At 60.9% G+C, this 26663-nt stretch carries 23 protein-coding genes and 1 riboswitch; of the genes, 12 read left to right on the forward strand and 11 right to left on the reverse strand.

The genetic code is table 11. The features are described from left to right. Positions 1–386: 386 nt before the first annotated feature. The 5 genes from BUA15_RS13240 to BUA15_RS13260 form a co-directional block, all read right to left on the reverse strand. On the reverse strand, positions 387–1502 hold the full coding sequence (locus BUA15_RS13240) for a 6-bladed beta-propeller (protein WP_143149627.1): 1116 nt from the start codon (positions 1500–1502) through the stop codon (positions 387–389). 153 nt (positions 1503–1655) lie between these two features. Next, positions 1656–2741 carry a molybdenum ABC transporter ATP-binding protein gene (gene modC, locus BUA15_RS13245; RefSeq protein WP_072716471.1) on the reverse strand — a complete coding sequence of 362 codons (1086 nt, stop codon included), beginning with the start codon at positions 2739–2741 and terminating at the stop codon, positions 1656–1658. Then, positions 2738–3400: a molybdate ABC transporter permease subunit gene (gene modB, locus BUA15_RS13250; protein ID WP_072716472.1), complete on the reverse strand. Its 663-nt coding sequence runs from the start codon at positions 3398–3400 to the stop codon at positions 2738–2740. Before modB ends, modC begins: the two co-directional genes overlap by 4 nt. Before the next feature lie 5 nt (positions 3401–3405). Next, positions 3406–4203, reverse strand: coding sequence for a molybdate ABC transporter substrate-binding protein (gene modA, locus BUA15_RS13255; protein ID WP_072716473.1), 798 nt, complete (start codon positions 4201–4203; stop codon positions 3406–3408). Further along, a complete protein-coding gene (locus BUA15_RS13260) occupies positions 4181–4687 on the reverse strand; it encodes a PadR family transcriptional regulator (RefSeq protein WP_072716474.1) in 507 nt (168 codons plus the stop codon). The genes modA and BUA15_RS13260 overlap by 23 nt, the downstream gene beginning before the upstream one ends. Positions 4688–4785: 98 nt before the next feature. Here BUA15_RS13260 and BUA15_RS13265 point away from each other — a divergent pair, with 98 nt between their 5' ends. Then, on the forward strand, positions 4786–5994 hold the full coding sequence (locus BUA15_RS13265; protein ID WP_072716475.1) for a threonine synthase: 1209 nt from the start codon (positions 4786–4788) through the stop codon (positions 5992–5994). Between the two features lie 300 nt (positions 5995–6294). On the opposite strand, the gene BUA15_RS13270 is transcribed toward BUA15_RS13265, so the two are convergent. From BUA15_RS13270 to thiC, 3 genes are all read right to left on the reverse strand, one after another. After that, positions 6295–7653, reverse strand: coding sequence for a thymidine phosphorylase (locus tag BUA15_RS13270; protein WP_072716476.1), 1359 nt, complete (start codon positions 7651–7653; stop codon positions 6295–6297). Positions 7654–7741: 88 nt separating this feature from the next. Next, positions 7742–7996, reverse strand: coding sequence for a 50S ribosomal protein L31 (rpmE, locus tag BUA15_RS13275; RefSeq protein ID WP_072716477.1), 255 nt, complete (start codon positions 7994–7996; stop codon positions 7742–7744). Positions 7997–8072: 76 nt separating this feature from the next. Next, positions 8073–9956: a phosphomethylpyrimidine synthase ThiC gene (thiC, locus tag BUA15_RS13280; protein ID WP_072716478.1), complete on the reverse strand. Its 1884-nt coding sequence runs from the start codon at positions 9954–9956 to the stop codon at positions 8073–8075. 82 nt (positions 9957–10038) lie between these two features. Beyond that, positions 10039–10144: riboswitch (TPP riboswitch) on the reverse strand. 184 nt (positions 10145–10328) lie between these two features. Here thiC and BUA15_RS13285 point away from each other — a divergent pair. Beyond that, the gene (locus BUA15_RS13285; RefSeq protein ID WP_072716479.1) at positions 10329–10850 is read left to right on the forward strand and encodes a hypothetical protein; all 522 of its coding nucleotides are present in this window, start codon (positions 10329–10331) and stop codon (positions 10848–10850) included. 338 nt (positions 10851–11188) lie between these two features. Continuing rightward, positions 11189–12241 carry an NHL repeat-containing protein gene (locus BUA15_RS13290; RefSeq protein ID WP_072716480.1) on the forward strand — a complete coding sequence of 351 codons (1053 nt, stop codon included), beginning with the start codon at positions 11189–11191 and terminating at the stop codon, positions 12239–12241. Positions 12242–12419: 178 nt separating this feature from the next. On the opposite strand, the gene uvrA is transcribed toward BUA15_RS13290, so the two are convergent. Continuing rightward, positions 12420–15368, reverse strand: a complete 2949-nt coding sequence (gene uvrA, locus BUA15_RS13295) for an excinuclease ABC subunit UvrA (RefSeq protein WP_072716481.1) — start codon at positions 15366–15368, stop codon at positions 12420–12422. 169 nt (positions 15369–15537) lie between these two features. Between uvrA and BUA15_RS13300 the strand changes: the two genes are divergently transcribed. Both BUA15_RS13300 and BUA15_RS13305 read left to right on the forward strand, forming a co-directional pair. Next, on the forward strand, positions 15538–16131 hold the full coding sequence (locus BUA15_RS13300) for a MarC family protein (RefSeq protein WP_072716482.1): 594 nt from the start codon (positions 15538–15540) through the stop codon (positions 16129–16131). A 72-nt stretch (positions 16132–16203) separates the two neighbouring features. After that, on the forward strand, positions 16204–16521 hold the full coding sequence (locus BUA15_RS13305) for a DNA-directed RNA polymerase subunit omega (RefSeq protein WP_072716483.1): 318 nt from the start codon (positions 16204–16206) through the stop codon (positions 16519–16521). A gap of 385 nt (positions 16522–16906) precedes the next feature. On the opposite strand, the gene BUA15_RS13310 is transcribed toward BUA15_RS13305, so the two are convergent. Both BUA15_RS13310 and BUA15_RS13315 read right to left on the reverse strand, forming a co-directional pair. Next, entirely contained in the window at positions 16907–17905 is a 999-nt protein-coding gene (locus BUA15_RS13310) for a potassium channel beta subunit family protein (RefSeq protein WP_072716484.1), read from the reverse strand. Between the two features lie 62 nt (positions 17906–17967). Then, positions 17968–18879 (reverse strand): 3-methyladenine DNA glycosylase, encoded by a 912-nt coding sequence (locus BUA15_RS13315; RefSeq protein ID WP_072716485.1) that lies wholly within the window; start codon positions 18877–18879, stop codon positions 17968–17970. 107 nt (positions 18880–18986) lie between these two features. Here BUA15_RS13315 and BUA15_RS13320 point away from each other — a divergent pair, with 107 nt between their 5' ends. The 7 genes from BUA15_RS13320 (at position 18987) to BUA15_RS13350 (ending at position 26540) form a co-directional block, all read left to right on the forward strand. Continuing rightward, entirely contained in the window at positions 18987–19175 is a 189-nt protein-coding gene (locus BUA15_RS13320) for a hypothetical protein (RefSeq protein WP_072716507.1), read from the forward strand. A gap of 105 nt (positions 19176–19280) precedes the next feature. Beyond that, entirely contained in the window at positions 19281–22049 is a 2769-nt protein-coding gene (locus BUA15_RS13325) for a M16 family metallopeptidase (protein WP_072716486.1), read from the forward strand. Between the two features lie 111 nt (positions 22050–22160). Next, positions 22161–22946, forward strand: coding sequence for a PspA/IM30 family protein (locus BUA15_RS13330; RefSeq protein WP_072716487.1), 786 nt, complete (start codon positions 22161–22163; stop codon positions 22944–22946). 111 nt (positions 22947–23057) lie between these two features. Then, entirely contained in the window at positions 23058–23465 is a 408-nt protein-coding gene (locus tag BUA15_RS13335; protein ID WP_072716488.1) for a hypothetical protein, read from the forward strand. Positions 23466–23479: 14 nt separating this feature from the next. Next, positions 23480–24385: a hypothetical protein gene (locus BUA15_RS13340; RefSeq protein WP_245772056.1), complete on the forward strand. Its 906-nt coding sequence runs from the start codon at positions 23480–23482 to the stop codon at positions 24383–24385. A gap of 104 nt (positions 24386–24489) precedes the next feature. Further along, positions 24490–25287 (forward strand): enoyl-CoA hydratase/isomerase family protein, encoded by a 798-nt coding sequence (locus BUA15_RS13345; protein WP_072716490.1) that lies wholly within the window; start codon positions 24490–24492, stop codon positions 25285–25287. Further along, positions 25287–26540: a hemolysin family protein gene (locus BUA15_RS13350; protein WP_072716491.1), complete on the forward strand. Its 1254-nt coding sequence runs from the start codon at positions 25287–25289 to the stop codon at positions 26538–26540. Before BUA15_RS13345 ends, BUA15_RS13350 begins: the two co-directional genes overlap by 1 nt. Positions 26541–26663: the final 123 nt, after the last annotated feature.

Below are 26663 nucleotides of genomic sequence, written 5' to 3' on the forward strand. Positions count from 1 at the left end.
TACGGTATTTTTTTAACAGAGCAAGTGATCATGTATTATGATTCCATGAATGATAGCCGGTTTTCCTTTGATTGGTAAGCGTTTAGCCTGAGTGAAATTGCTTCTATTTATGCAACAGTTTTGAAAAATAAATTATGGTGATCGGTTGCTTTGTGGAACGGAGCGCTTTCCCGTGCAGCGACGATCCGGCTTCGGTCGGGGTGGGCGGATGAGATGGAAGGATTGGACCACGAGGTTGAGGGGAGGCAGGGAGGCCGGGGCCGTATTGGATGGCTTCTGGGCGCGTGGGACGAAGCGTTCCCTCAGGAAGGGCTTCAAGGCGCCAGGGGGCAAAGCATCCATCCGGAGGGGCCGCTGGGGAGGCACCCGGGTTTCTGGGAGGGGGGTCAGGGGGAGCGGTCGGAAGGGACAGGTTCCAGGCACCAGGGCCAGAGCGCCCAGCGGTCCTGCCCTTCCAGGTAGCGTTTGAGGTAGAGGCACGAATCTCGGGCCGTTGCAAAAGAACTGTAATGCAACGAGTACTGCGCGCGCAGCCGCAGCGGAAACGGGATGCGGTCGATTTCCTGGCGCGTGGCGGGGTTGATCACAAGGAGGCGGAGCCAGCGTTTTTCCGGGCCCTGTCCGTGCTCCAGTTGCACAACCAGATAGCGATCCTGAAGCACAAACAGCCCCCTCGTGCGACTGTTTGTCGTCAGATAATCCACCCATTGCTCCCGGTACGCTTTCCATTTGCCCTGTTGCAACAGGGCTTCCAGGTCAGGAGGAGGGCGCACCTGAAAGTCGGGGTCCTCCAGCCGGCGCCAGGATCCCTGTCGACCGGAGCGTAAATCCAGAAAGTAGATATGAGGGGCGTCGGCCGGTGTGGCCAGCACGATCGAATTGCCCAGCAGCGCGAGCCCACCTGAGGCATAGTATCTCAGCAACGCCTCGTGCGCCGGTGTCAGAAGCGGCCGGTCCAGCGCATGCGTGAATTGCCGGGCCTTCAGGTCGAATACTTCGACCAGGACCGGGCGGCGTCGACCAGCCCAGTAGAGGATGAGATGCTGGCGATGGAGCAGCCAGTGCTGCAGCGCAGCCGGGAGCACTGGAAGAAACGGATCGCGCAGGAGGCGGCCGTCCGAGATCCGGTACGCTGCCACCCGACCGCGCATGCCGCCCCGCAGCAGCAACGTATCGCCCCAGACCGCAATCTGGGGTGGGGCCATGAATTCACCGGGACCCTCGCCGCGGAAACCCACACGCCGCACCAGGCGCCCCTCTGCCGAGAAGAGGTAAAGCCCGGGAGGTTGCCGGTCGCTTACCAGAAACAACGCGCGGGTCGGGTGGGCCACTACCTGATGAGGATCTCCGACCAGTACGCCGGTAAGTGGAATAGGCGGCTGCGAGACCAGTTGCAACCGCTGGCGTTCTCCTACCAGGACGTGCGGCTGAGCCTGGCGGCAGCGTGCGACCACGCTGCCGCCAACCATCAGGACAACCCCTATTACTCGGGACCACCGCATGGCGGACCATTCAGCGCTTCGGCCAGCCCGGAACAGATCGGATCCTCGTCGGCCTCAACAGATGAGGCGTTTCTTCCATTCGCTTTTTCCTCAACAACAACTAAAACAAGAACACGTCAAGCACTCGGCCGCAAAATAATCATCGGAGGCTCATTACCGGGGCACCAGATGAATGGCCGGGGCCTTGATCAGGGCCCAGACGGACCGACCGGGTTCAAGCTGAAGTTCCTCACGGGAGGGGCGGGTAACCAGGGCCACGAGCGGAAACCCGGCGTCCAGCTCTACGCGCACGAGCGCGCCTTCGGGTTCCACGCGCACGACCCGTGCCCGCAGCCGGTTGCGGGCACTGGTTGCCTCGGGCGGAGCCGGCAACAGCGTAACCTCTTCGGCCCGGATGCAGACAAACACGCGTCCGTTCAGCTCCGCAGGGGCTACCGCGGTCAGGGTAGCGGAGCCGACCGCCACGCGCGCCAGGCCGCCTTCCACGGCGAGCACCTCGCCCGGCACCACCGTCTCGACCCCCACAATGCCGGCCACGCGCGTGCTGGCCGGGCGCGAGAAGACTTCATTGAGGGGGCCCTGCTGCAAGACGCGTCCCTGGTCCAGCACAATCACGTGCTCGCCCAGCGTGCTGGCTTCCAGCCAGTCGTGCGTTACGATGACGGCCGGGAGGCCCCAGGTCTGTAGCCAGCGTCGTAGCTTACGCCGCAGTCGCTCTCGGGTGGGACCGTCCAGGGCAGCCAGTGGTTCGTCCAGCAGAAGCAGGCGCGGACGAGGCGCCAGCGCCCGCGCTAAGGCCACGCGCTGCTGCTGTCCTCCTGAGAGCTCATGGGGATAGCGATGGGCCAATCCTTCCAGCTCGAATAGCTGCAACAGTTCCGTTACGCGACGGCGTTGCTCCTGGCGGGGCTGGTGCGCCAGGCCGAAGGCGATATTTTCGGCAACCGTCCGGTGGGGAAACAGCGCATAATCCTGAAAGAGCAAGCCAATGCGACGCCGCTGAGGCGGCATGTGGCGGTTGCAGGCGGCATCAAACCAGAGCTCGTCGCCCAGTTGGATGCGGCCTGCGTCGGGCCGTTCCAGTCCGGCCAGGCAGCGCAGCAGCGTGGTTTTGCCACTTCCAGAAGGGCCAAAAAGGACGGTAATGCTGGGGGGATCAACGGACTGGCGCCAGGCGGCCGCAACCTCAAAGCCGCTCCGGTAGCGCCGGCGGATCTGCACCAGCAGGTCAACGCTCATCGTCTCTTCCCCTTGCGTTCCAGCCAGTAAACCAGCGTCAGTACGCCCAGCGCCAATCCCACCAGTATTCCGGCCATGCGGTCGGCCGCCTCATAATTGAGCGCCTGCACTTCGTCGTAAATGGCAATGGAAAGCGTGCGCGTGATGCCGGGAATGTTGCCGCCCACCATGAGCACGACGCCAAATTCGCCCAGGCTATGGGCAAAGGTGAGCACCAGACCTGTCAGGATGCCAGGCCAGGCCAGCGGTAGCACGACGCCCGTAACCGTCCGCCAACGCGAGACGCCCAGGCACCAGGCCGCTTCCACGAGCCGACGTTCAACGCTTCGGAAGGCTGCCGTGAAGGGTCGGACGGCGAACGGCAGGTTGAACAGCACCGAACCCAGCACAATGCCTGGAAACGTAAAGGCTACCCGGTCGATGCCGACGGCCGCCAGCATCCGACCGATCAGACTGTCGGGGGCCGTGGCCACCAGCAGGTAAAAGCCGACCACCGTGGGAGGAAGCACCAGGGGCAGGGTGATGAGCGCCTCAATCAGGCCGCGTCCGGGAAAGCGGGTAGTGGCCAGCCAGTAAGCCAGTGGCAGGCCCAGCACGAAAAGCACGCCGGTGGTCCACAGAGCCAGGCGCAGCGTTACCCAGGCAGCGGTCCAGTCCATGGGGCTTACGACTCGGGATGGTCGGTCGCGTCGGGCAGGGCAAAACCATACTGGCGAAGCACGGCGCGTCCCTCCGGGCGTTGCACGAAGCGCCAGAAGGTCCATACTTCCGGGCGGTGCGCAGCCCGTTGCAGCACGACGGCGCCCTGCTCGATCGGTGGGTACGTCTCCGGCGGCAGGGGGCGATAGCGACCGCGCTCCTGCATTTCGGGCGCCCGTGCCAGCGACAGGGCGATGAGGCCCGCATCGGCTGCTCCGCTGGCTACAAACTGGGCGGCCTGCGCGACATTTTCGCCAAACACAAGCCGGTCGCGCACGCGCGCGTAGAGTCCCAGCGCCTTGAGGGCTGCAACGGCGGCCCGCCCGTACGGTGCATGCCGCGGATTGGCAAGGGCCAGGCGGTGTACTTGCGGACCAGCCAGCTCCTCCCAGGAGGCTAGCGTCAGCGGCGAGTCTTCGGGAACCCACACGACCAGCTGGCCCAGGGCGTACTGAAAGAAGGACGAATCCACGGCCAGGCCTTCGGCAATCAGGCGGCGTGGGTAGTCGGCGTCGGCCGAAAAGTAGAGATCAAAGGGGGCGCCGTTTTGCAACTGCGTAAAAAGCTGGCCCGAAGCCCCATAGCTGGGTATCAGCCGAATGTTCGGATAGACGGCTTCAAAACGCGCGCGCAGCGCCTCAAAGGCGTAGCGGAGGTCGGAAGCTACGGCCACCTGCACGTCGGCCGGGTGCTCTGCGCGCCGGCACCCGCCGAGGGCCAGCAATAATCCGAGCAGCAGCTTAAACCAGGGATGCTTTGACATCCTGCAGCCAGTTCAGCAACGCTTCTACATACCCTACGCGGTACCGCCACACCGCATCGGCAAAACTATGGGGCGGTGGCGAAGCCGCACGCAGCGTCGCCAGCCACTCCCGGCACAGCGTCTGCTGGTTTTCCAGCAGGGTGCGCGCGATTTCCAGACCGTCGCGGCGGGCCAGATAAAGCTTGGCCAGAAATACCTGCCGGATGTCCCGGCCGTGTCGGACGGGTTCGGTGCGCCATTGCTGGTAGCGGGCGGCGCCGTCGGGGGTCAGGTGAAAGACCCGACGCGTTGGTCGGCGGGATTGGGCCACGAGCTCCGAACGGATCAGGCCGGCCCGTTCCAGGCGGTCCAGTATGGCATAGAGTCGGGGAAGCTTCAGCCGCCAGACCAACCACAGGCCATCTGGCCGCCGCAGTTCCTGATAGAGCGCGTAGGCATGGCGAGGCCCCGGCGCCAGCAGTCCCAGCAGTACAAAGTCGATCATGTCATGGTCCGAATATTCACAGCTTGAATATAAAGCACATCCTCCAAAAGAAGACAGAACCCCGTATTTTGCAGCCGGTCGCAAAACCCGGAAGTACGATGCAGTCGGTTGCCGAGTACGTCGATTCGCTGGTGTGCAGTGCGTGTGGGGCTGCGTTTGCGCCTGCGCAACGGCACACGACCTGTTCCCACTGTGGCAAACCGTTGCTGGTGCGGTATCGGATCGAAGCGCTTCGCGGCCGGTTTCGGCCGGAAGTGCTGCCGGGCCGGGCGCGCAGTCTCTGGCGCTACGCGGAAGTATTGCCCGTGCCGCCTGATCCGCGTTGGAGTCTGGGAGAGGGGTGGACGCCGCTTCTGCCGCAACCTCGGCTGGGGCGTGCGCTGGGGTTGCCGAAGCTGTATGTCAAGGATGAAAGCCTGAATCCAGGCGGTAGCTTCAAGGCACGTGGACTGGCGGTGGCGGTAGCGGCGGCGGCCGCGCGGGGCGTGCAGCAGGTAGGAGTGGCCTCGGCCGGAAACGCGGCCGGTGCGCTGGCGCTGTATGCGGCCCGCCTGGGACTGCGGGCTGTCCTGTTTCTGCCGGAGGAAACGCCGGAGCCGGCCGTGTGGGAATGCCAGATAGCAGGCGCTGAGGTGCATCGGGTACCCGGTACGATAGCCGAAGCCGGAGCGGCTTTTGAAGCCTACCGCCAGGAGCACCCGGACATTTTCAGTGTGGCCACGCTTCGGGAGCCGTATCGGGTGGAAGGTAAGAAAACCATGGGTTATGAGCTGTTCGAGCAACTGGGAGGACGGCTGCCGGATGTGATCCTCTACCCGACCGGAGGCGGCACTGGGCTGATCGGCATGTGGAAGGCGTTCGAGGAAATGGAGGCGCTGGGCTGGATCGGACCGGAACGGCCCCGAATGGTGGCCGTGCAGGCGGCCGGCTGTGCGCCGATCGTACGAGCCTTTCAGGAAGGACGGGAAACGGCGGCGTACTGGGAAGATGCGCAGACCATCGCCGCCGGGCTGCGCGTGCCGAAAGCACTGGGCGACTTTCTGATATTACGCGTGCTTCGGGAGAGCCAGGGAACGGCCGTGGCGGTCTCTGATGCGGACATACAGGCTGCCATGCGGCGCTGGGCGCAGACCGAGGGGCTACTGGCTGCCCCGGAAGGCGCCGCCACGCTGGCCGCGCTGATCCAGTTACAGGAGGCCGGATGGGTACATGCGGAGGAAACGGTCGTGCTCTTCAATACCGCCACGGCGCACAAGTATCCAGCCGTGGTACGCCAGGTGCTCCGGCAGGCAGGAGGGCCTGTCTGACACCCGTCACGTGCCACGAAAGCTACAGTCTGCGCGGCAACGAAGTCGTCGGCTGCCCTCTTTGCGTACGCTGCAAGACGCTACAACAACATGACAACTCCATCCGCAGCGGCTGAAATGCCTGGTAGAGGAAGACAGGCTCGGCAGGTTGTGGTAGTTCCGGGCCATAACTGCCTTTTGGCCGATCCTGTTTTTTCTTTTCAGCGGCTATATTTTTGGAAGATTTTTGCTTGGACGGTTAGCGTGCCGGCCTGTAGTGCCCTCAGATAACGGAATAGCCTGCCCGGGAGCGAATTGGCTTCAGGACGGAGCGGACGGCTGCACGCCGGTCCATTGATTTTCGGCGTAGCGGGCCAGGAGCAGGGAGCGGGGAGGCGGGGGCGTTTCCGCAAAGCGATAGGCGGCCAGCAGGGCCCGTTGAAAATCCGCCAGGCGGTCGCGCTGGCGGGTGTAAAGCGTAGCGAGCACGTCCCCGGGCGCCACCGGGTCGCCGGGTTTCCGGTGGAGCACCAGGCCGGCGGTGGGGTCCACTGGATCTTCTTTGACGCGGCGGCCTGCGCCAAGCTGGACGGCCAGGCGTCCCACCGCCCGAGCGTCCAGGTCGGCCACATACCCCTGCGCTTCTGCCGGCGCACGTACCTCGCCGGCCGGTTCAGTATCGGGACGCGTGTCGGGGCGTTCGAGCACGCGGACGTCGCCTCCCTGCGCCTGCACCATGGCGCAGAAACGCGTGAAGGCCTGGCCGTTCTGCAGTGCCTGGCGCGCCTGCCGGCGGCCATCCTCTGGCGTCTGGGCGACGCCGCCCAGCCAGAGCATCTCGCCGGCTAGGGTCAGTGTAACCTCGATCAGATCTTCAATACCTGTAAAGTCTCCGCGAAGCGCTTGCAGGCTTTCGACCACCTCGGGCCAGTTGCCCACAGCGCGGCCCAGCGGTACGTTCATATCGGTCAGCCAGGCGACGGCCGGACGGCCGGCCCGCGTGGCAATGCCCACGAGCGTTTCGGCCAGGCGTCGGGCGTCCGACTCCCGACGCATAAAGGCGCCCCGGCCACATTTGACGTCGAACACAAGCGCCTCGGCGCCTTCGGCCAGCTTTTTACTCAGGATGGAGGCGGCAATAAGCGGAATCGACTCAATCGTGCCGGTCACGTCGCGCAGCGCGTAGAGCTTGCGATCGGCCGGTGCGATCTCGTCGGTCTGGCCGATCATCACCACGCCCAGTTCCCGAAGCTGGCGGCGAAACGCGGCCACGGAAAGGTCGGTGCGCAGGCCCGGGATCGCTTCCAGTTTATCGAGCGTGCCGCCCGTGTGGCCCAGCCCACGGCCGGAGATCATCGGCACAGGCACGCCGCAGGCGGCAACCAGCGGGGCCAGGATCAGCGAGACCTTGTCGCCCACCCCGCCGGTGGAATGTTTGTCCACCGTGCGTCCGGGCACGTCCGAGAGGTCCAGCACGCGCCCCGAATGCAGCATGGCCTCGGTGAGCGCGTCCATTTCAGCTTCACTGAGGCCGCGCAGAAAGGCAGCCATCAGAAAGGCGCTCATCTGGTAGTCGGGCACCTCGCCGCGTGTGTAGGCTGCGACGAGCCAGCGTAGCTCGTCCGGCGCGAGCGCACCTCCGTCACGTTTCGTGATAATCAGTTCAACGACATTCGGCATTGGTTGCAGAAGGAAAATGCACCTGTACAAATAGAAACAGGGCCCGTGAACGACAGACGGGCCCTGTTCTCCTGACAGAATCCTGACGTTACGTGCCCTTTTCGTCAGAGGCTTCGGGCTTCTGGTGGCCCTGGGAGGTCACCTTGCCATAACGCCGCATGAACTTCTCGACGCGGCCCGCTCGGTCCACAAACTGCCGCACCCCTGTGTAGAAGGGGTGGTTCGTTGCGTCCACGTCGGACACGTAAACCGGGCCCTTCATCGTCGAGCGAATCTGAAACTCGGTGCCGTCGGCCAGCCGCACAGTAATCAGGTTATATTCCGGATGCAGCCCCTTTTTCATGGCAATTCCGTCCGCGTTTTGGCATTCTTTGAACCGGAATTTCCTGCAACGGAAAAGGGAAGGTGACGGTTCCGCTTCAGGGCGCTGTGTAAATTTCCGCACCTTTTTCCACGAACTCGCGGGCCTTTTCCTGCAGGCCTTCTTCGATGATCTGCTGGGCGTCCACGCCTTTCTGCTCGGCCAGGGCCCGAATCTCTTCCGTGATCTTCATGGAGCAGAACTTTGGCCCACACATCGAGCAGAAGTGGGCCAGCTTGGCCCCTTCGGCCGGAAGCGTCTCGTCATGGTATTCCCGGGCCCGCTCGGGGTCGAGCGACAGGTTGAACTGGTCCTCCCAGCGGAATTCAAAGCGGGCCTTTGAGAGCGCGTTGTCCCAGTACTGCGCGCCGGGGTGTCCTTTGGCCAGATCAGCCGCATGCGCGGCAATCTTGTAGGCAATCACACCTTCGCGCACGTCGTTCTTGTTGGGCAGTCCCAGATGTTCCTTGGGCGTGACGTAGCAGAGCATGGCCGCGCCGAACCAGCCGATCATGGCTGCGCCAATGGCCGAAGTGATGTGGTCGTAGGCCGGCGCAATGTCGGTGACCAGCGGCCCGAGCGTGTAAAACGGCGCTTCGTAGCAGTCGGCCAGCTCCCGGTCCACGTTTTCCTTGATCAGATGCATGGGGATATGGCCGGGCCCCTCGATCATCACCTGCACGTCGTACTTCCAGGCAATCTGCGTCAGCTCCCCGAGCGTCTTGAGCTCGGCAAACTGGGCCTCGTCGTTGGCATCCTGGATCGAGCCGGGCCGCAGCCCGTCGCCCAGGCTGATCGACACGTCGTACTGACGCAGAATTTCGCAGATTTCCTCAAAATGGGTATAGAGGAAGTTTTCTTTGTGGTGGGCCAGGCACCACTTGGCAATGATCGAGCCGCCCCGCGAGACGATGCCCGTGCGACGGTGGGCGGTCAGCGGAATGTAGGCAAGCCGGACGCCCGCGTGGATCGTCATGTAATCGACTCCCTGCTCACACTGCTCGATGAGCGTGTCGCGAAAGATTTCCCAGGTCAGTTCTTCGGGTTTGCCGCCCACCTTTTCCAGGGCCTGGTAGATCGGGACCGTCCCGATGGGCACCGGACTGTTGCGCAGGATCCACTCGCGGGTCTCGTGAATATTTTTGCCCGTCGAGAGGTCCATCACCGTATCGGCGCCCCAGTAGATGGCCCAGAGCAGTTTTTCGACTTCTTCGTCGATGGAACTGGAGACGGCTGAGGTGCCGATGTTGGCGTTGATCTTGACCAGGAAGTTGCGGCCGATGATCATCGGCTCGCACTCCGGGTGGTTGACGTTGCAGGGAATGATTGCGCGGCCGCGGGCTACTTCGTCGCGCACAAACTCGGGCGTGATGACAGGGGGAATCTGGGCCCCCCATCCCTGGCCCGGATGCTGAAAAGCGAGGGACCAGCGGTCGCCCAGTTCTTTCTGGAGTTCGAGGAGTCGCTCGCGCCGCTGGTTTTCGCGGATGGCAATGAACTCCATCTCCGGCGTGATGATGCCCTGGCGGGCATAGTGCATCTGGGTAACGGCAGCGCCGTTTTTGCCGCGCAGCGGCCGCCGTCGCGGGCCAGGCCAGCGGTGCAGCTTGCCGCGTTGTTCGGCCCGCTGGCGTTCAGCTTCGTTGCGGTACCCATCGTCGAGGGGCTGCACCGGGCGCCCATCGTATTCTTCGACGTCGCCGCGGGCCTCGATCCACGGCCGTCGCAGGGGCGGCAGGCCCTGGCGGATGTCGCCGTGAAAGTCGGGGTCGCCCCACGGCCCGCGCGTGTCGTAGAGCAAAACCGGCTCGTTGGGCTCCAGGCTTCCATCCGGCAGCCGCGTGGGCGAAAGCTGGACTTCCTTGAACGGAACGCGCACCTCGGGGTAGCGGCTGCCCGAAACGTACACGCGCCGAATCGCAGCAGGTGGTCTGGGAATCATCGTGCCCTCCCTGGGTTTTTGGTGACGGTTGACCGACAGTCCAAACCCGGGGGCACGCAGAGAAAGGCACCAACGGCAGCATGTGCAATCGGTGACCGTTTCCCTGCGCCGGCATTACCCGGATCAGGTTCAAAGGGTATGCTCTCAGCCCTGTCCCGCAGCGGGACAGAGCACCCCCACGGTCTGCCCTCGCCAACGTTACGAAAACCAAACCGTTCCCGCCCTGGATGAGCGAAAAACGGGCATGCACTTCATGCAGAAGCGATAAAAGTTACAATTTCACTGGCATGAGGCCCTTGACAGATTGTGTGTGTGTATCTTAACAGCAGCTTCTCAAAGCCGAGGTACGGGTCCCTTTGAAGCGTTTCGGCCATGTCGGCGGCCTGGAAAATCGGCCTGGGCCTGTTGCTCGTCGCCTTGAGCTGGGGCCTCTACGGCTGGCAAACGCAGCGACGCCTGCCGCAGGTGCCCTTCCCGTCCGAGGCGTTTGTGCCCGTGTGGTCGCCTCGGGAAGCCGCGAGCGCAACGGCCGTTGCTCGGGGCGAGGTGCTGCTGTTTTTCAGCCCGGACGACTGTGGGCAGACGGTGGCGCGCACAGCGGCGTTCTGGGTCGAGGGGGCGCAGGCGCTGGGCTTTCAGGTGGTGGGGATTCTGGAAGACCGGAGCCGGGCGCAGGCGTGGCGCTATGCGGCGGGGATGGGCTTTCCGTTTGCGGTGTGGTGGGATTCGCTGGGATGGTACGGGCAACATTATGGGTCGGCGTTGTTGCCGCGGGCGCTGGTTCGTTGGGAGGGACGGGTAGTGGCGGAACTGGGGCCGGCGGTGTTGCGCACGGTGCGGGGAGTTGAATCGGTGCGGTTGCTGTTGACCGACTCTTTTCGCGATGAACAATAGAGCTTTCTGTATTTTTTCAAAAACCAAACGCAAGGAGGTGAGCGATGAGACGCTGGAAGGATCGGCTGGCGACGTTGTTTCTGGTGGTGGCGATAGGTCTGAGCCTGCTGCCGTGGGTGTATCAGCCAGAAGAGGCCAAAGGAGATCCGTATGTCTGTGAAAAACAGTTAGGATCACGGGACAGAGTGCCTACCTGTTTTGATATGCCATGCGAGACGCGACTTTGCTGTCTGGATATATGTGAGCAGCAGTGAGGTTTACAGGGATCAGTATCTATGCATTAATGTAATAGATACTGATCCCTTTTTTGTCTCAAAAACTAAAGCCATCTCACTATCATGAAAGTCTTTCCGGTGACGGTTGTGTGTTTGTTGTTCACAATAACTGCTCAGGCGCAGGACATTTCAGATGTTATTGAATGGATTGAAGAAATCACGCTGGAAGAAAAAGATAATTTCTGGATTATTAATCCTTACGTCACCATCGATCCTGAGGGGGGATTTCTGGTAGCCGATCGGGATAGAGTCTGTGCATATACTCGTTCAGGAAAGATGAAAGTATGTTTTGGAGAATCTGGGGCGCCGGGAGCGCCCGGGACTCTCCAATCTCCTGATGAACCGGTGCGCGTCAGCTCTGGGCACATTTTGGTTCCAGAAGTAACAACCGGCAATGTGAGCGTTTTTGATAGCGAGGGAAATTTTGTAAAAAGATACTCTCGGATCATCCAGGGTCCCGTTTTCCTTCGCAATCTGCCGCTGGAAAACAAGGTATTGGTGATCGGCCTTGTGGAGATAAACCGTGGTACGCGTCCTCGATTGTTGCACGTATTTGAGATTGAACAGGGGCGCATTGTACAGAGCTTCTTTAGTGCCCCTGTTGCCCTGGGTGACTACGGAGGCTTGCTTTATACGATAGCACCTCTGGCTGTGGCTGATGTGCGGGATCGCACGATTGTGGCTGCTTTTGCGCTATTCGATGAGTTATACTTTTTCGATCTAAATGGTAACTTAAAGAAAAAAATTTTACTATCGTTACCGCACTTCCGCAAGGTGAAGCAGCCTGAAAAAGAGATTGCGTCACGAGAAGAATGGTTTGAGTTTCTTAAAACGTTTTCTACTATGAACGATATATTCTGGTTGAATGAAAAGGTCATCTTGATTCAGTATACGGACACCATTGACTTACAGCGAAGAGCAGTGCGATGGAATCTGGCGGCCGTGACCCTGGAGGGAAAGCTCCTCTTTGATCTGCGTGATACGCCTCGCCTTTTTGCTGTGGACGGGCAGCGTGGCGAAATGTTTTTCAGCCACCCGGCTCATGAGACGGAAAACTACTGGATGGTCGGCCGCCTGAAGCCTGAAGTGCTTCGAGCGGCCGATCTGTGGCCGTAAGCGTGCTTTTCGGAGACAGAGGGAATTGCGGCGTCCGGAGCTCGCATAATCCCCAGGGTTTTTCTGTTCGGTGGCAGTCCGTGGGATTGTCCGGCCATTTTTTTCTGATTGGGCGGATTGGTGTCGGAATCGTCGGTTGATCGGGCGCTACCGGGTGGCAGTGCGGCGGTGAGGACGTTCAGCTTTCTTCTTCGTCGAGCAGTTCGTCTTCCAGGAGTTCTTCGGTTGATTCCTCCTCGATGGCGAGCTGGTCGAGGTCGATCCATTCTTCGTCGGCCCCGTCGGTCAGGGCGGTCGTACGCGCCAGTTCCTTGCGCAGGAAGCGGCCGGTGTGCGTATCCTGCTGGGCCAGTTCCTCCGGCGTGCCGGCAAACAAAATGTGCCCTCCGGCGTCGCCGCCTTCGGGGCCCAGCTCGATCACATGGTCGGCCGTCTTGATCACGTCCAGGTTGTGTTCGATCACCAGCACCGTGTTGCCTTTGCGCACGAGCGCCCGGAGCACGGCCAGCAGGTGACGGATGTCTTCGAAGTGCAGGCCCGTGGTGGGTTCGTCCAGGATGTAGAGGGTGTTGCCGGTGCCCGGACGCGACAGTTCGCGGGCCAGCTTGATGCGCTGGGCTTCGCCCCCGGAGAGCGTGGTGGCCGGCTGCCCCAGCCGGATGTAGCCGAGCCCAACGGCCTGCAGCGTGCGCAGCTTGCGGGCGATGCGCGGCAGGTGCTCGAAAAAGACCAGAGCTTCCTCTACCGTCATTTCCAGGACGTCGGCGATGCTCCGGCCCTTATAGCGCACCTCCAGCGTTTCGGCGTTGTAGCGGCGGCCTTTGCAGGTCTCGCAGGTGACATGGACGTCGGGCAGGAAGTTCATTTCCAGTCTGACAACCCCGGCCCCTTTGCAGGTCTCGCAGCGGCCGCCTTTTACGTTGAAGGAGAATCGGCCAGGTTTGTAGCCGCGCAGCTGGGCTTCTGGAAGCTGGGCGAACAGGTCCCGGATGTAGCTGAACAGGCCGGTATAGGTGGCCGGGTTCGAGCGCGGCGTGCGGCCGATGGGCTTCTGGTCGATGTCGATCACTTTGTCCAGATGCTCCAGGCCTTCGATGCGTTCGTAAGGCAGCGGTACCAGGCGGGCGTTGTGAAAGTGGCGGGCGAGGATGGGATACAGCGTCTGGTTGATCAGGCTTGATTTGCCCGAACCCGAGACGCCCGTGACGCAGATGAACGTGCCCAGCGGGAGCACGAGCGGGTCGCCCTTCAGGTTGTGGCCGCGGGCGCCGCGAAGCACCAGCCGGTGACCGTTGCCACGGCGCCGCGTGCGAGGGATCGGAATGTAGCGTTCGCCTTTCAGGTAGGCCGCCGTCAGGCTGGAATGACCGTTTCGGGGCTCCAGGCGGTCGGGGGGGCCTGTGGCCACGACATAGCCGCCCTGTTCGCCTGCGCCGGGTCCCAGATCGATCACATAGTCGGCTGCCTCGATCATTTCGCGGTCATGTTCGACGACCAGGATCGAGTTGCCCAGATCACGCAGTAGCTTGAGCGCGTCGATGAGGCGGTGATGGTCGCGGGGATGCAGGCCGATGGAGGGCTCATCAAGCACGTAGAGCACACCGGTCAGTTGAGAGCCAAGCTGCGCGGCCAGGCGGATGCGTTGGCTTTCGCCGCCCGAGAGGGTGCGGGCGGGGCGGTCCAGCGTCAGGTATCCCACGCCCACGTCAATCAGAAAGCCGAGGCGCTCCAGAATTTCTTTAAGGATCGGGCGGGCAATGAGGGCCTTCTGACCATCGAACTTTACGGTGGATAGGAAGCGTCGCAGCGAGACCAGGTCCATGCGGGCCAGCTCGGCGATGTTCTTGCCGGCGATGCGGAAGGCCAAGCTTTCGGGCTTCAGGCGAGCCCCGCCGCAGGCGCGGCAGGTCATCTCGCGCATGAACGATTCGGCCCAGCGCCGCTGAGAAACCGACCCGGCATGTTCGCGCATGTGGTGCAGGTACTCGTAGAGCCCCCCGAAGCGATGGCGGTAGTGCAGCGTGCGGTCTTTGTAGCGGTATTCGATCTCGAACTCTTGATCGCCGGCGCCTTCGAGCAGTACGCGTCGCTGCCTGTCGGTCAGCTTGCCCAGCGGCGTATCGAAGTCGAAGCCATAAGCGGTGGCCACAGCGCGAAGCTGGCTGAAGATCCATCCGTCGCGGGGTTTGCCCAGCGGAGCCAGGCCCCCTTCGTTGATGGATTTCGCAGGGTCCGGGATGACGAGCGCCGGATCGATCTCTAGCCGGGTGCCCAGGCCGTTGCAGGCCGGGCAGGCCCCGTAGGGCGAGTTGAAGGAAAAGGTATTGGGCGAGGGATCGTCGTAGGAGACACCATCTTCCGGGCAGTAGAGATGGCGGCTGAAGACATGATCGGTGCCGGTCCCGTCGGGATGGAGCTCGTGCGCAATGAGCACCCCGCCTCCCATGCCCAAGGCGATCTGGACCGAGTCGTGCACGCGGGAGCGGAGGTCGGGTCGCACCACCAGGCGGTCCACCACCACTTCGATGTCGTGCGTCCTGTAGCGGTCCAGCTTCATGCCTGCTGTGATCTCACGCAGCTCGCCGTCTACCCGCACGCGCGTGAACCCCTGCCGGGCGATCTGTTCGAAAAGTTCGCGGTAATGCCCTTTGCGTCCCCGTACGACAGGAGCCAGTATCAGCAGCCGGGTACCTTCCGGAAAACGCAGCAGTTGGTCGATGATTTCGTCATCGGTCTGGCGGCGCATAGGCCGGCCCGAGATATGCGAATAGGCGGTTGCCACGCGCGCGTAGAGCAGTCGGAGAAAGTCGTACACTTCGGTGACCGTGCCAACGGTCGAGCGAGGATTCTGACTGACGGTCTTCTGCTCGATGGCGATGACCGGCGAGAGGCCATCAATAAAATCTACATCGGGCCGCTCAAGCATGCCCAGGAACTGACGGGCGTAGGCTGAGAGGCTTTCCAGGTAGCGCCGTTGTCCTTCTGCATAGATCGTATCGAAGGCCAGGCTCGATTTGCCGGATCCCGAAAGGCCGGTAATGACCACCAATTGCTCCCGGGGGATGTCCAGGTCAATGTTTTTCAGGTTGTGCTCTCGTGCGCCCCGGATGACAATACACTCCTGCATACGGCGACCAGGCCCGACCACGCGTTGCGCCTCAGAAGGTTCAAGCGTGTTCCAACAGCGACCGCCGGGGTTCGTTCCGCCGGTTTTTTCGCAAGAGCGTTGCAGATGGCACGGAACGAAACGGATAGTTGGGCTTTGACCGCTGCCGATATTTGCGTCGGCACCAGCCATGCATGCCTATTTAGAAACCTTTTTGCCCCTGTTTGTGGCCATTAACCTGCCGGGAATCCTGCCATTTTTTATAGCCCTGACGCAAGGATTGCCGGCAGCCGATCGGCGGCGTCTGCTCGTGCGGGCGGTCGCGACAGCCTTTGTGGTGGCCGTGCTGATTCTGTTTGCCGGGCAACTCATCTTTCAGACGCTGGGCATTACGCTGAACGATCTGCGGGTGGGTGGGGGACTGATTCTGCTTGTGCTGAGCATCGCCGACCTGGTGTTTGCGGACTACCGTCGGCGCGACCCTCGCGATGGGGCTGATGCGGCCGATGTGGGCGTGGTGCCCCTTGGCATTCCGCTAATCATTGGGCCGGCAGCGATCACTACGATTCTGGTGGCGCAGCAGACCTATGGCTATCTGCCTACCCTTGTGGCTCTGATCGCCAATCTGCTGTTGGTGACCGTGGCGTTCAGCATAGGGCATGGGGTGATGCGGAGGCTGGGACCTGTGGCTGTGCGCGCCATGGCCAAGGTAGCCAGCCTGTTTCTGGCAGCCATTGCTGTGGCCATGATTCGGGCAGGTGTGGTCGGCATGCTGGGCGGATAAGACCGGAACCTTCCCCGAAACCCTGCATTTACTTGGTATCGCGTATGGCCGCACCAATCAATAATTTTTGCCATGGCCCTGAAGACCCTGGATATCGACACATTGGCTGCCAAGACCGGCAATCTATACGAGACCGTTGCCATCCTCTCAAAGCGTGCCCGCCAGATTGCTACCCAGGTAAAGCAGGAACTGGATGAAAAGCTTTCCTACTTTGAAGGGCTGGGGCTGGAGGATGACCCGCGGCATCAGGAAGAGCAGCGGCGCATTTCCATTGAGTACGAACTGAAGCCGGAGCCCACGGAGATTGCCGTAGAGGAGTTTTTGCGGGACGAAATCTATTACCGCGACGCTTCGAAAGAGCGCGCTGAAGAAGAAGAAGAACTTCGCTAACCCATACCCGTCGGCCACAGGGCGGGCATCCCTCAGGGATGCCCGTTTTTTTTATTCTGTAGCCTCTTTAGCCGGAGGCTTGATAAAGGCGTGGCGCTAACAGGCTGATTGAATAGCGGAGCATGACGCTGGATGAATTAAAGAATCGACGCGCCACGTGTGCAATTATTGCAGGCAAAAAACGTTTCCGCCTGCAGAGAGCTGCTTTCCGAAAAAACCGACCCCGCCGTTTCGCTGGCGGTTTTTCCGGATAGGAGTGCGGGGGAAGCGGCGCCATGCGTTCCCGTCTGCGGACAATCTGATCTAGAAAAGAGCGTGATGTTCCCCCGACTTTCTCTGGAGCCGTCAGGTCCTTTCCTGCTGCTGGAAGCCTCTGTCAGACAGATTATCGCTCACGCCAGTTGATTTCCGGTTCAGGCTTGTTATCGAGAATGGCCTCGATACGGGCCATGACTTCGGGCGTCAGGCGCTGGGCTACCTCCAGCGCCTCCATATTTTCCTGCACCTGCTCGGGGCGAGAAGCGCCTGTAATGACGGTGCTGACGTTCGGATTTTTCAGGCACCAGGCGATAGCCAGTTGGGCCATCGTGCAGTCCAGCTCCTTCGCAATTGGCATGAGCTGCCGCACTTTTTCAATCTGCCGCCGCCCTTCTTCGCTTTCCAGGCGCTTGCGCAGCCACTCGTAGCCGGGCAGGCTCATGCGGCTGCCTGGCGGAATACCTTCGTTGTACTTGCCGGTCAGGATACCGCTGGCCAGCGGGCTCCAGGTAGTCAGGCCCAGTCCATAGTCGCGGTAGAGCGGTGCATATTCACGCTCTACGCGGGTGCGATGGAACATGTTGTACTGGGGCTGTTCCATTGTGGGAGGAATCAGGTGTTCACGCCGGGCGAATTCGTAGGCATAGCGGAGCTGTTCGGCGCTCCATTCGCTCGTGCCCCAGTAAAAGGCCCAGCCCCGGTCGAGCACGTAATTCATGGCCCAGACCGTTTCTTCGATTGGAGTTTCCGGATCGGGCCGGTGGCAGAAGATCAGATCCACGTAGTCAAGTTGCAGCCGCTCCAGGGCGGCCTGGGTGCCTTCGATGATATGCTTGCGGGAGAGGCCCACGTCGTTGGGGCCTGGGCCGCCCCAGAAAATTTTCGTAGAGATGACCAGGTCCGAGCGTTTCCAGCCCGAGCGCTTCAGGATGTTGCCCATGATGATTTCGGCCTTGCCATGGGCATAGACCTCGGCATTGTCGAAGAAGTTTACGCCTGCTTCGTAGGCCGCGTGCATGCATGCTTCGGCGCGTCCTTCGTCAATCTGATCGCCGAAGGTTACCCAGGCGCCGTAGGAAAGCGCTGACACTTTCAGTCCGGAGCGCCCCAGATGCCGGTATTCCATTGTTTTCTGCTGGGCTGATGAATCCACGGTCTGATTGAGCCAGTTTGCAACGGCGCTGCCACTTATGCAACCCGTTCGGTAGTTTCCGGTGCGTTTATAACAGCAAGTTCAAGAAGCGTGCGGAGCGTCTGCAGCAGGCGTTGGCGGAGGGGTTGGGCTTCCTGGTAAAACTGCGCCTGGCGTTGCCGATAGTGGCGGCGGCCTTCGGGTGTTTCGATGGGAATGGGTTCCAGGCCATAGGCGCGCAGATCGTAGGGACTGGCCTGCATATCAAGCATGCGAATGCGGTAGGCCAGCAGGAAGGCGTCGGCAATCAGATCACTGCCTACCCAGGGATAGAACTTGTAGGCCCAGCGATAGAGGTCCATGTTGGCGTGGAGGCAGCCGGGTTGCTCCAGTTCGTGGATGGTTTCGCGGGTGGGTTGAAAGCGGTTCAGGGGACGGGCCGCTTCGGTAAAAAAGCGAAACGCGTCGAAATGCGTGCAGGTGATCGGATGGGATTCCACAAGGCGCGCCAGCGCCTCGGGCTTCACGCGCAGCGGCACATGAGCATGGCGAGGACAGGCAGTGCGATAGAGCATGGCCCATTCGTGCAGGCCGTAGCAGCCCAGATGGGGGCGACGAGCGGCTGTCCGTTCCAGCAGGGTTACGACCCAGCGCAGCGATGGAATGCGGTGGGCAGGGAAGCGGGCAGGATCGACCGTAACCCCTTCTGGCGTCTCTACAAAGCCCGGTTCGCGTAGCCACCGGCGGGCTTCGTCGCCCTGCACCGCTATGCCCAGGCCGGGACGCCAGCGCAGCAGCCGGCCCGGCCGAAACGTATAGTATTCAAACAGAAAATCCATGACGGGCTGCTTCACCCCGCGACGGCGGGCGGCCAGATATGGATCGAGCACCGGACGCAGCCGCGCTTCGTGGGCAGCGGCTCGCTCTCGGGCTTCTGCCTCCGTCAGCGTCGTATGAATGGGAGGCATCTCAGATGCTTGGCAGGCGTTTCGGGGATGCGTTCGGCGTCTTTAAGCGGCATGAACTCGATTCGGATCCCGGCGTTGGCCCTAAAAAACAAGCCATCGCAACAACCATGACCCGCATACTCCGCGCACTTTTGCTTTCGACGCTGGCTACCGGGGTTTTCGCCTGGTTACTACAGCGATGGGGGCTGTGGAAAAAGCCGCGTGGTTCGAACGGCACTGCGTTGGAAATAGAAGCCGACCAGTTGCCGCCCGAAGAGCAGGAACGGCTTCTGGATGAGCTGGAGCGGATGCTATAGCATTTTGCACGCGTCGATTTCTTACTTTGCCTGAGCAGGCTACAACCGAGCGTCTGCTTTTCCGTAAACCGATCATCCTCCCAGAACCAGACCGGAGATTCAGCCATGAAGGCGTTGCAACTGCTCCTGGCCGGCATGCTTCTCTTGTTGGGCATGCAGCCGGCCGTCGGACAGACCCCCGCCGACACGTCCACGCTGCCTGTCGAGATTCCCTATAAAAAGTTTGTGCTCGATAATGGTCTGACGCTCATTGTCAGCGAAGACTACAAGGCGCCTATTGTCGCCGTGAACATCTGGTATCATGTCGGCTCGAAGAACGAAAAGCCCGGGCGCACGGGCTTTGCGCATCTGTTCGAGCACCTGATGTTCAACGGTTCGGAGCACTTCAACGATGATTGGTTTCAGGCGCTGGAACGCGTGGGCGCTACCGACCTGAATGGTACGACCAACCGTGACCGAACAAACTACTTCCAGACCGTACCGGTTAACGCGCTCGATCTGGTGCTCTGGCTGGAGTCGGACCGTATGGGCCACCTGCTCGGCGCTATTGACCAGGCGAAGCTCGACGAGCAGCGCGGCGTGGTGCAGAATGAGAAACGCCAGGGTGAAAACCAACCGTACGGCAAAGTCTGGAATATTATTGCAAAGCACACGTATCCGGAAGGGCATCCCTATTCGTGGCCGGTAATTGGATACATGGAAGACCTGGAAGCAGCCACGCTGGAGGATGTCCATGAGTGGTTCAAGACCTACTACGGCCCTAACAATGCCACCATCGTGATTGCCGGGGCCATTGATCCCCAGACGGCGCTGGAAAAGGTTAAAAAGTACTTTGGCGCGATTCCACCCGGACCGCCGTTGGCCAAGCCACGGACCTGGGTAGCCAAGCGTACCGGAGAGCAGCGCATGCGGATGGAAGACCGCGTGCCGCAGGCCCGAATCTACAAGGTATGGAACGTGCCAGAATGGGGCCATCCAGAACGGGATTATCTGGATCTGGCGGCCGATGTGCTTGCCAGCGGCAAAACGTCGCGTCTGTATCGCCGCCTTGTCTATACCGACCAAATAGCCACGGACGTCCGGGCCTTTGTTTTCACCGGGGAAATTGGCAGTCAGTTTATGATCATTGCCTCAGCCAGGCCTGGCGTGCCCCTGGCGCAGGTAGAGCAGGCGATCGATGAAGAGCTGACGCGCTTTCTGCAGGAAGGACCTACCGCCGACGAGCTGGAACGGGTGAAGGCCGATTTCATTGCGGGTTTTGTGCGCGGCGTCGAACGCATCGGGGGCTTTGGCGGCAAAAGCGACATCCTGGCGCAGTATGAGGTGTACGGTGGGGATCCCGGGCTCTACAAGGTAACGCTGCGGCGCATGCAGCAGGCTACCCCCCAGCAGGTGCTGGAGGCCGCCCGCAAGTGGCTGAGCGATGGCGTCTTTGTATTAGAAGTGCACCCTTATCCAAAACTCCAGGCAAGCGGGGAGGATGTGGACCGCTCCCAATTGCCGCCGGTCGGTCCACCCCCGGAAGTGTCTTTTCCTGAAGTCCAGCAGGCTACGCTGTCGAATGGCCTGAAGGTACTGCTTGTCGAGCGGCATGCCGTACCGGTGGTCAATTTCCAGCTCATTCTGGATGCTGGCTATGCAGCCGACCAGTTCGCTCGGCCCGGTACGGCCACGCTTGCCATGAATATGCTGGACGAGGGTACCACCAGCCGGACTGCCCTGGAGATCAGCGACGAACTGGATCGTTTAGGGGCTCGGCTGGGAACCGGCTCCGATCTGGATGTCTCTACCGTCTATTTTTCGACGCTTCGGGACCGGCTGGATCCTTCGCTGGAGCTGTTCGCCGACGTCGTGCTGCGCCCCGCTTTTCCAGAGGCTGATTTCCAGCGACTCAAGCAGCAACAGCTCATCGCCATTCAGCGCGAGCAGGTTTCGCCGCTGCAAATGGCCCTGCGCGTCTTTCCCCGTCTGCTTTATGGAGAAGGCCACGCCTACGGCTTGCCGCTTACGGGGTCAGGCACGCTGGAATCGGTCCAGCAGATTACGCGCGACGATCTGGTGCGCTTTCACCAGACCTGGTTCAAGCCAAACCATGCCACGCTGATCGTGGTAGGGGCCATTACCATGGATGAACTGTTGCCCCGGCTGGAGCGCCTGTTTGCCGACTGGAAGCCAGGCGAAGTCCCGGAAAAAAATATCCAGGACGTGCCGCACAAGGAACAGGCAGTGGTATATCTGATCGACCGACCAGGATCGGAGCAGTCTATCATTTTTGCCGGACATGTCGCGCCGCCGGAGGCCAATCCGCGCGAACTGGCCATCAAAGTGATGAACCGGGTGCTGGGTGGCGCCTTTACCTCGCGCATCAACATGAATCTGCGCGAGGATAAAGGATGGTCGTATGGCGCTCGAACGCTGCTGATGAGCGCCCGGGGACCGCGGCCGTTTATCGTCTATGCACCTGTGCAAACTGATAAGACGGCGTCTGCTATGCTGGAGATCAAAAAGGAGCTGGATGGGATCGTCAGTGGCCAGAAACCTATCACGCCGGAAGAACTGGACAAGGCGCAGCGCAACCTGACGCTCCGGCTGCCCGGCCGCTGGGAGACCGCTAACGCCATCCTCAATGACCTGAGCTATGTGGTGCAGTTTGGATGGCCGCTGGACTACTGGCGGACCTATCCGGAAGCGGTTCAAGCCCTTACCCTTGACGAGGTCAACGCAGCCGCACGCGAAATCCTCCATCCAGATCGGCTGGTGTGGGTTGTGGTGGGCGACCGCAGCCGGATCGAAGCGGAAATCCGCCAGCTCGGTCTGGGACCGGTGTATCTGATTGACACCGAAGGCAACCTGCTAGCCTCCCTTTCCGAATAAAACAGCGTAAACAGACCGGGTGCCCGCTCGGTAATCAAGCGGGCACCCGGCCCCACTAACGGGGTAAAATGAACAGAAACAGGATTTTTTCACTAAAAATGACCCGATGCTATGTCGCTCTGGGCCCGATTTAAACGGTGGATCCGCTCAATCTTCGGGGGAGCCATCGCTGCGCTCGAAGATCCTCGACTCATTCTGGAGCAGAACATTCGGGAGCTGAACGATCAGATCCCGAAGATGAATGAGAATATTGCCACGGTAAAGGCGAACGTACTGCTGCTCCAGAAAGAGGTGCGGCGCAACGAGCAGGAAATTGAACGGCTGGTGGCGCGCATTAAAGCGGCGATTCAAGCGGGCCGCGACGATATTGCCCAGCAGTACGCCATCCAGCTCCAGAAAGCCCGTGAAACGCTAGCGCGCACCCGAGAACAACTGCAGTATGCCGAGGCAGCGTACGAAAAAGCGCTTCAGGTAAAGCAGGCGTTCCTTCGGGAGAAGGAACGGAAAATCCAGGAAGCAAAAGAAGCCTTACGGGCGCATGAGCGAGCCAAGTGGCAGGCCCGGGTGGCCGATGCGCTGGAGCAGTTTGAAGTAGGGGGCCTGGACCAGACGCACGAGGAAATGGTGCAGCGCCTGCGCGAAGAGACGGCCCGGAGCGAAGCACGCCTGGAACTGGCGCTGGATAGTGTCGATGCCGATGCCCTGAAAATTGAGGCAGATGCCGAAGCGCTTCGAGCAGCCGAGCTGGTGCGCCAGTTCAAACTGGAAATGGGACTGCTGGAGCCCGAACAGAAGCCGGCACTGGAAGCTCCAGCGCAGGCGTCAGAGCAGAAAGCAACGGAGCAGGCCCGTGAAACGGAAGAGACAAAAACCATCGGCCGCCAGCGCACGCGTTGATTTCAACCGCACCCGATGAAGCAATCCTGAAACAACAGGGAGGCAGCTGGTGCGTCGGGCAGCCTGCTGGGCGTTGTCGCCAGGAGCGCAGCAGACCAGACGGGCTCAAATATGCATCCGGAAGACTATCAGCGGCTTAAAGAGGCAGAAAAAGAACACCTGCGCGCGTTGCGTCAGTTAAAGCAGGCCGTGCGAATGCTTCGGCGCCGGCGTGCTATTGACGAGGCGCTGGCGCGCCTGGAACGCCAGACGGAGAAGACGCTGACAGCGCACGATGAGGCCCTGGCGCGCTTGGCGCTGGAGACGGCCTACCAGGAGGCTCGGTTGGAATTAGCGCTTGCTGGACGCGTGCCTCCGTCTGCGGAAGAGGTGGATCCTGTGCAGACTCGCCGTCGGGCTCAGGAGCTGCTGCGTCAGCTCCGCGAGGAAACCGAAACTTCAGCCGCACCCGATTCGTCTCCACAAAGCAAAGAGCGCCCCGAAAAGACACTGGGACGGCTCCGCCCTCCTGGATCGTGATGGAAACCACGGGCATGAACGACCGACCGATCAATTACACGCGCGAAGCCTTTCTACATCCCTGGAACCTCACGTTCCTGATCGCGGCCCTGATCACCGCCCTGGGCATTAGCTTTACGGATAATCCCCCCTGGCTGTTCGACGCCGTACTGCTCTTTACAGCCGCGCTGGAATTGCTCTACCTGGGTATTATGCCGCGCCAGGAGCGATTCCGGCGCGCCGTGCGGGCGCGCCGCGCAGCTGAACATGCCCGCCCTCCCTCCCAGAAAGAACTGTTTCAGTGGCTGAGCCGAAGCAGCCAGCGCCGTTACGTGCGACTTCGCAATCTGGAAAAACAGATCCGCGCTAACTATCAAAAACTCAGCTACGCTTCCCAGGGCCTGCTCGAAAGCCATCTTCAGAAGATTGATGAGCTGCTCCGCTCTTACCTGAATCTGCTTTATCAGAAAGAGCGCTATGAGTTTTATCTGACGCAGACTTCCGAGGACGAGCTGGTCGAAGCGCTGCAGGCCCTGCAGGAAGACATGGCTGACGACACGCCTCGAGTGCGCGCCATCAAAGAACGCCGCCGGCGCATCCTGGAGCAACGGCTTGGACGCATCAAAAAAGTGCGGGAAAATCTGGAAATCATTGAGGCGCAGTTGGACACCATCGATGATGTGATACGCTACATCCACGAGCAGTCGCTGACGCTGCGCAACCCCGAAGAAATTACCTTTCAGCTTGATACGCTCCTTAGCGAAGTGGAAGAAACCGAAGCGGCCGTGGCCGAAATTGAAGATGTCTTTGCCTCACCATCGGCCTTGCTGGGCGAACTTTCAACAACTGAGCTGGAACCACCCCGCATGGAATCCGAGTTGCCGGAATCCTCTGAAAAGACCGAACCGGAAGCCATTCGGCGCCAGCGGCAGCGTTCCTGACGTCCGTCAGCGCGCACGACCCCGGAAGCCTGAAACCCTGCCGGGGACGCATCCGTTGGCCTGAGTCTGAAAAAAACAATCGGCAACCAAACGCCAGAGCCTCCATGAGTACCGAAACGACAGCGTTGCAAACCGTCCGCTACGAAGTGGACAGCGACGGAATCGCGCTGGTTACCATTAACCGTCCCGATAAGCACAACGCGCTGAACCGCCAGGTGTTGGCCGAGCTGGATTGGTGCATGCGGCAGGCCCGGCAGGACGAAGCAGTAAAGGGGGTTATCATTACGGGCGCTGGCGAAAAGAGCTTTTGTGCAGGCGCCGACATTCAGCAGTTCAAAGAACTTGATGCCTATAGCGGCCACCGCTTTGCGTTGTATGGACAGGCGGTTTTTAATCGAATTGAGGAGATGCCCAAACCGGTCGTCGCAGCCGTGAATGGCTATGCTCTGGGGGGCGGCTGCGAGCTGGCCATCGCCTGTCATCTTCGCGTAGCAGCCGACCACGCCGTGTTCGGGCAGCCAGAAGTAAATTTAGGATTGATTCCGGGCTACGGAGGCACGCAACGCCTGCCGCGCCTGGTCGGACGCGGACTGGCTACCGAGCTGATTCTAACCGGAGAGCGCATTAGCGCCCGCCGGGCCTTTGAAATAGGACTCGTAAATCGCGTGGTGCCTATCGAGCATCTGCTGGAAGCCACACGGGAGCTGCTCCGCAAAATCACGGCCAAGGCTCCGGTGGCGGTCGCGCTGGCGCTTGAAGCCTTGCGCCAGAGCGACCTGCCCCTCCGACAGGGACTGCGTCTGGAAGCTGCACTGTTCGGGCAGGCCTGCGGTACCGAAGACTTCCAGGAAGGGGTAGACGCGTTTCTGAATCGGCGCAAACCTTCCTTCAAGGGACGTTGATGACGGTGCTGCTATTGACCGGAGCCTTTGTGCTGGCTATGCTGGTGGCCGGAGCCGAAGCTGCCCTGGTGGCAGCGAACCGGCTCCGGCTGGAAGTGCTGGCCCGACAGGGGATCCGGACAGCTCGCCTGGCGCAGGCTTTGCTGGCCGCACCCGCCCGGCCGCTGACAACCACCCTGGCCGGCCTGACACTGGCGCAGGTGCTGCTGGCACTCGGGCTCAGTAGGCCGCTGCTGTCTGCAGACAACGCCTTCTCGCCCCCAGGAGTAGTCTGGGGACAAGTGTTGCTGCTGGTACTCGGTGGGGGCTTCGCTTTTTACCTGGGGGGATTGCTGGTGCCTGCCGCGGTCGCTCGAGAACAGGCCAATCGCCTGGTGCAACCGGGTGCAGCGCTGCTGCGCATTGCTTCTTACCTGCTGTGGCCACTGGTGCGGCCCGCCCAGGCTGTTTCTGAGCGGCTGGCGCATCGACTGACTATAGAAACCGACACAGTTGCCGCCTTCATGCAGCGGGAACTGTCCTGGCAAGTGCAGGCCGCCGAAACGGAAACAGCGCCTGCACGGGACCTGGACGAGACGGAAAGCCGATTGCTGGCCAATGCATTGGCCTTTGAGAAACTGCGCGTGCGGGACTGCATGGTGCCCCGCACCGACATCGTAGCCATCGAAGAACAGGCCGACCTTGAAACGCTACGCCAGCGCTTTATCGAAAGCGGCTACTCTCGCCTGCCTGTCTACCGGGAGCATATCGATCAGATCGTCGGGGTCGTCTTTGCCTATGATCTGTTTCGTCAGCCGCAATCGCTGACCCAGATGATTCGGCCAGTACGCTTTGTTCCAGAGTCGAAACCCGCGCATGCGCTGCTAAAAGAATTTTTGCAAACCAACACGTCGATTGCTATCGTCATTGATGAGTATGGGGGAACGGCCGGGCTCGTCACGCAGGAAGACTTGCTGGAAGAACTTATCGGAGATATTCAGGACGAATTTGATGTGGACCGAGATGAAGAATACCTGCTGCGACGGCTCGACGACCGTACCTGGCTGGTCAGTGGACGGGTGGAAATCGAAGAACTGCAGGAAGCCGGTCTGAAACTGCCAGAAGGTGACTACGACACGGTGGCCGGCTATCTACTCGAAAAACTGGGAACGATCCCGGCCCCTCAGGAAGAGTTCGAGCTGGATGGCTACCGCTTTACCATTCTAAAAGCAGCTCAAAACCGCATTACGCTCATCCGCATCACGCGCCTGTAACGTTTTCCCGCTTCCTGTTACATACAGGCAACGCCGATCAAAAATCTGTGGCACGGACGCTCCTGTCGTCAGGCAGACCGTATGCAAACGGACTAAAAGCCAACCGAATCGCGCGTTCGACAA

This window comes from Rhodothermus profundi, assembly GCF_900142415.1.
GTDB classification, from domain to species: Bacteria; Bacteroidota; Rhodothermia; order Rhodothermales; family Rhodothermaceae; genus Rhodothermus; species Rhodothermus profundi.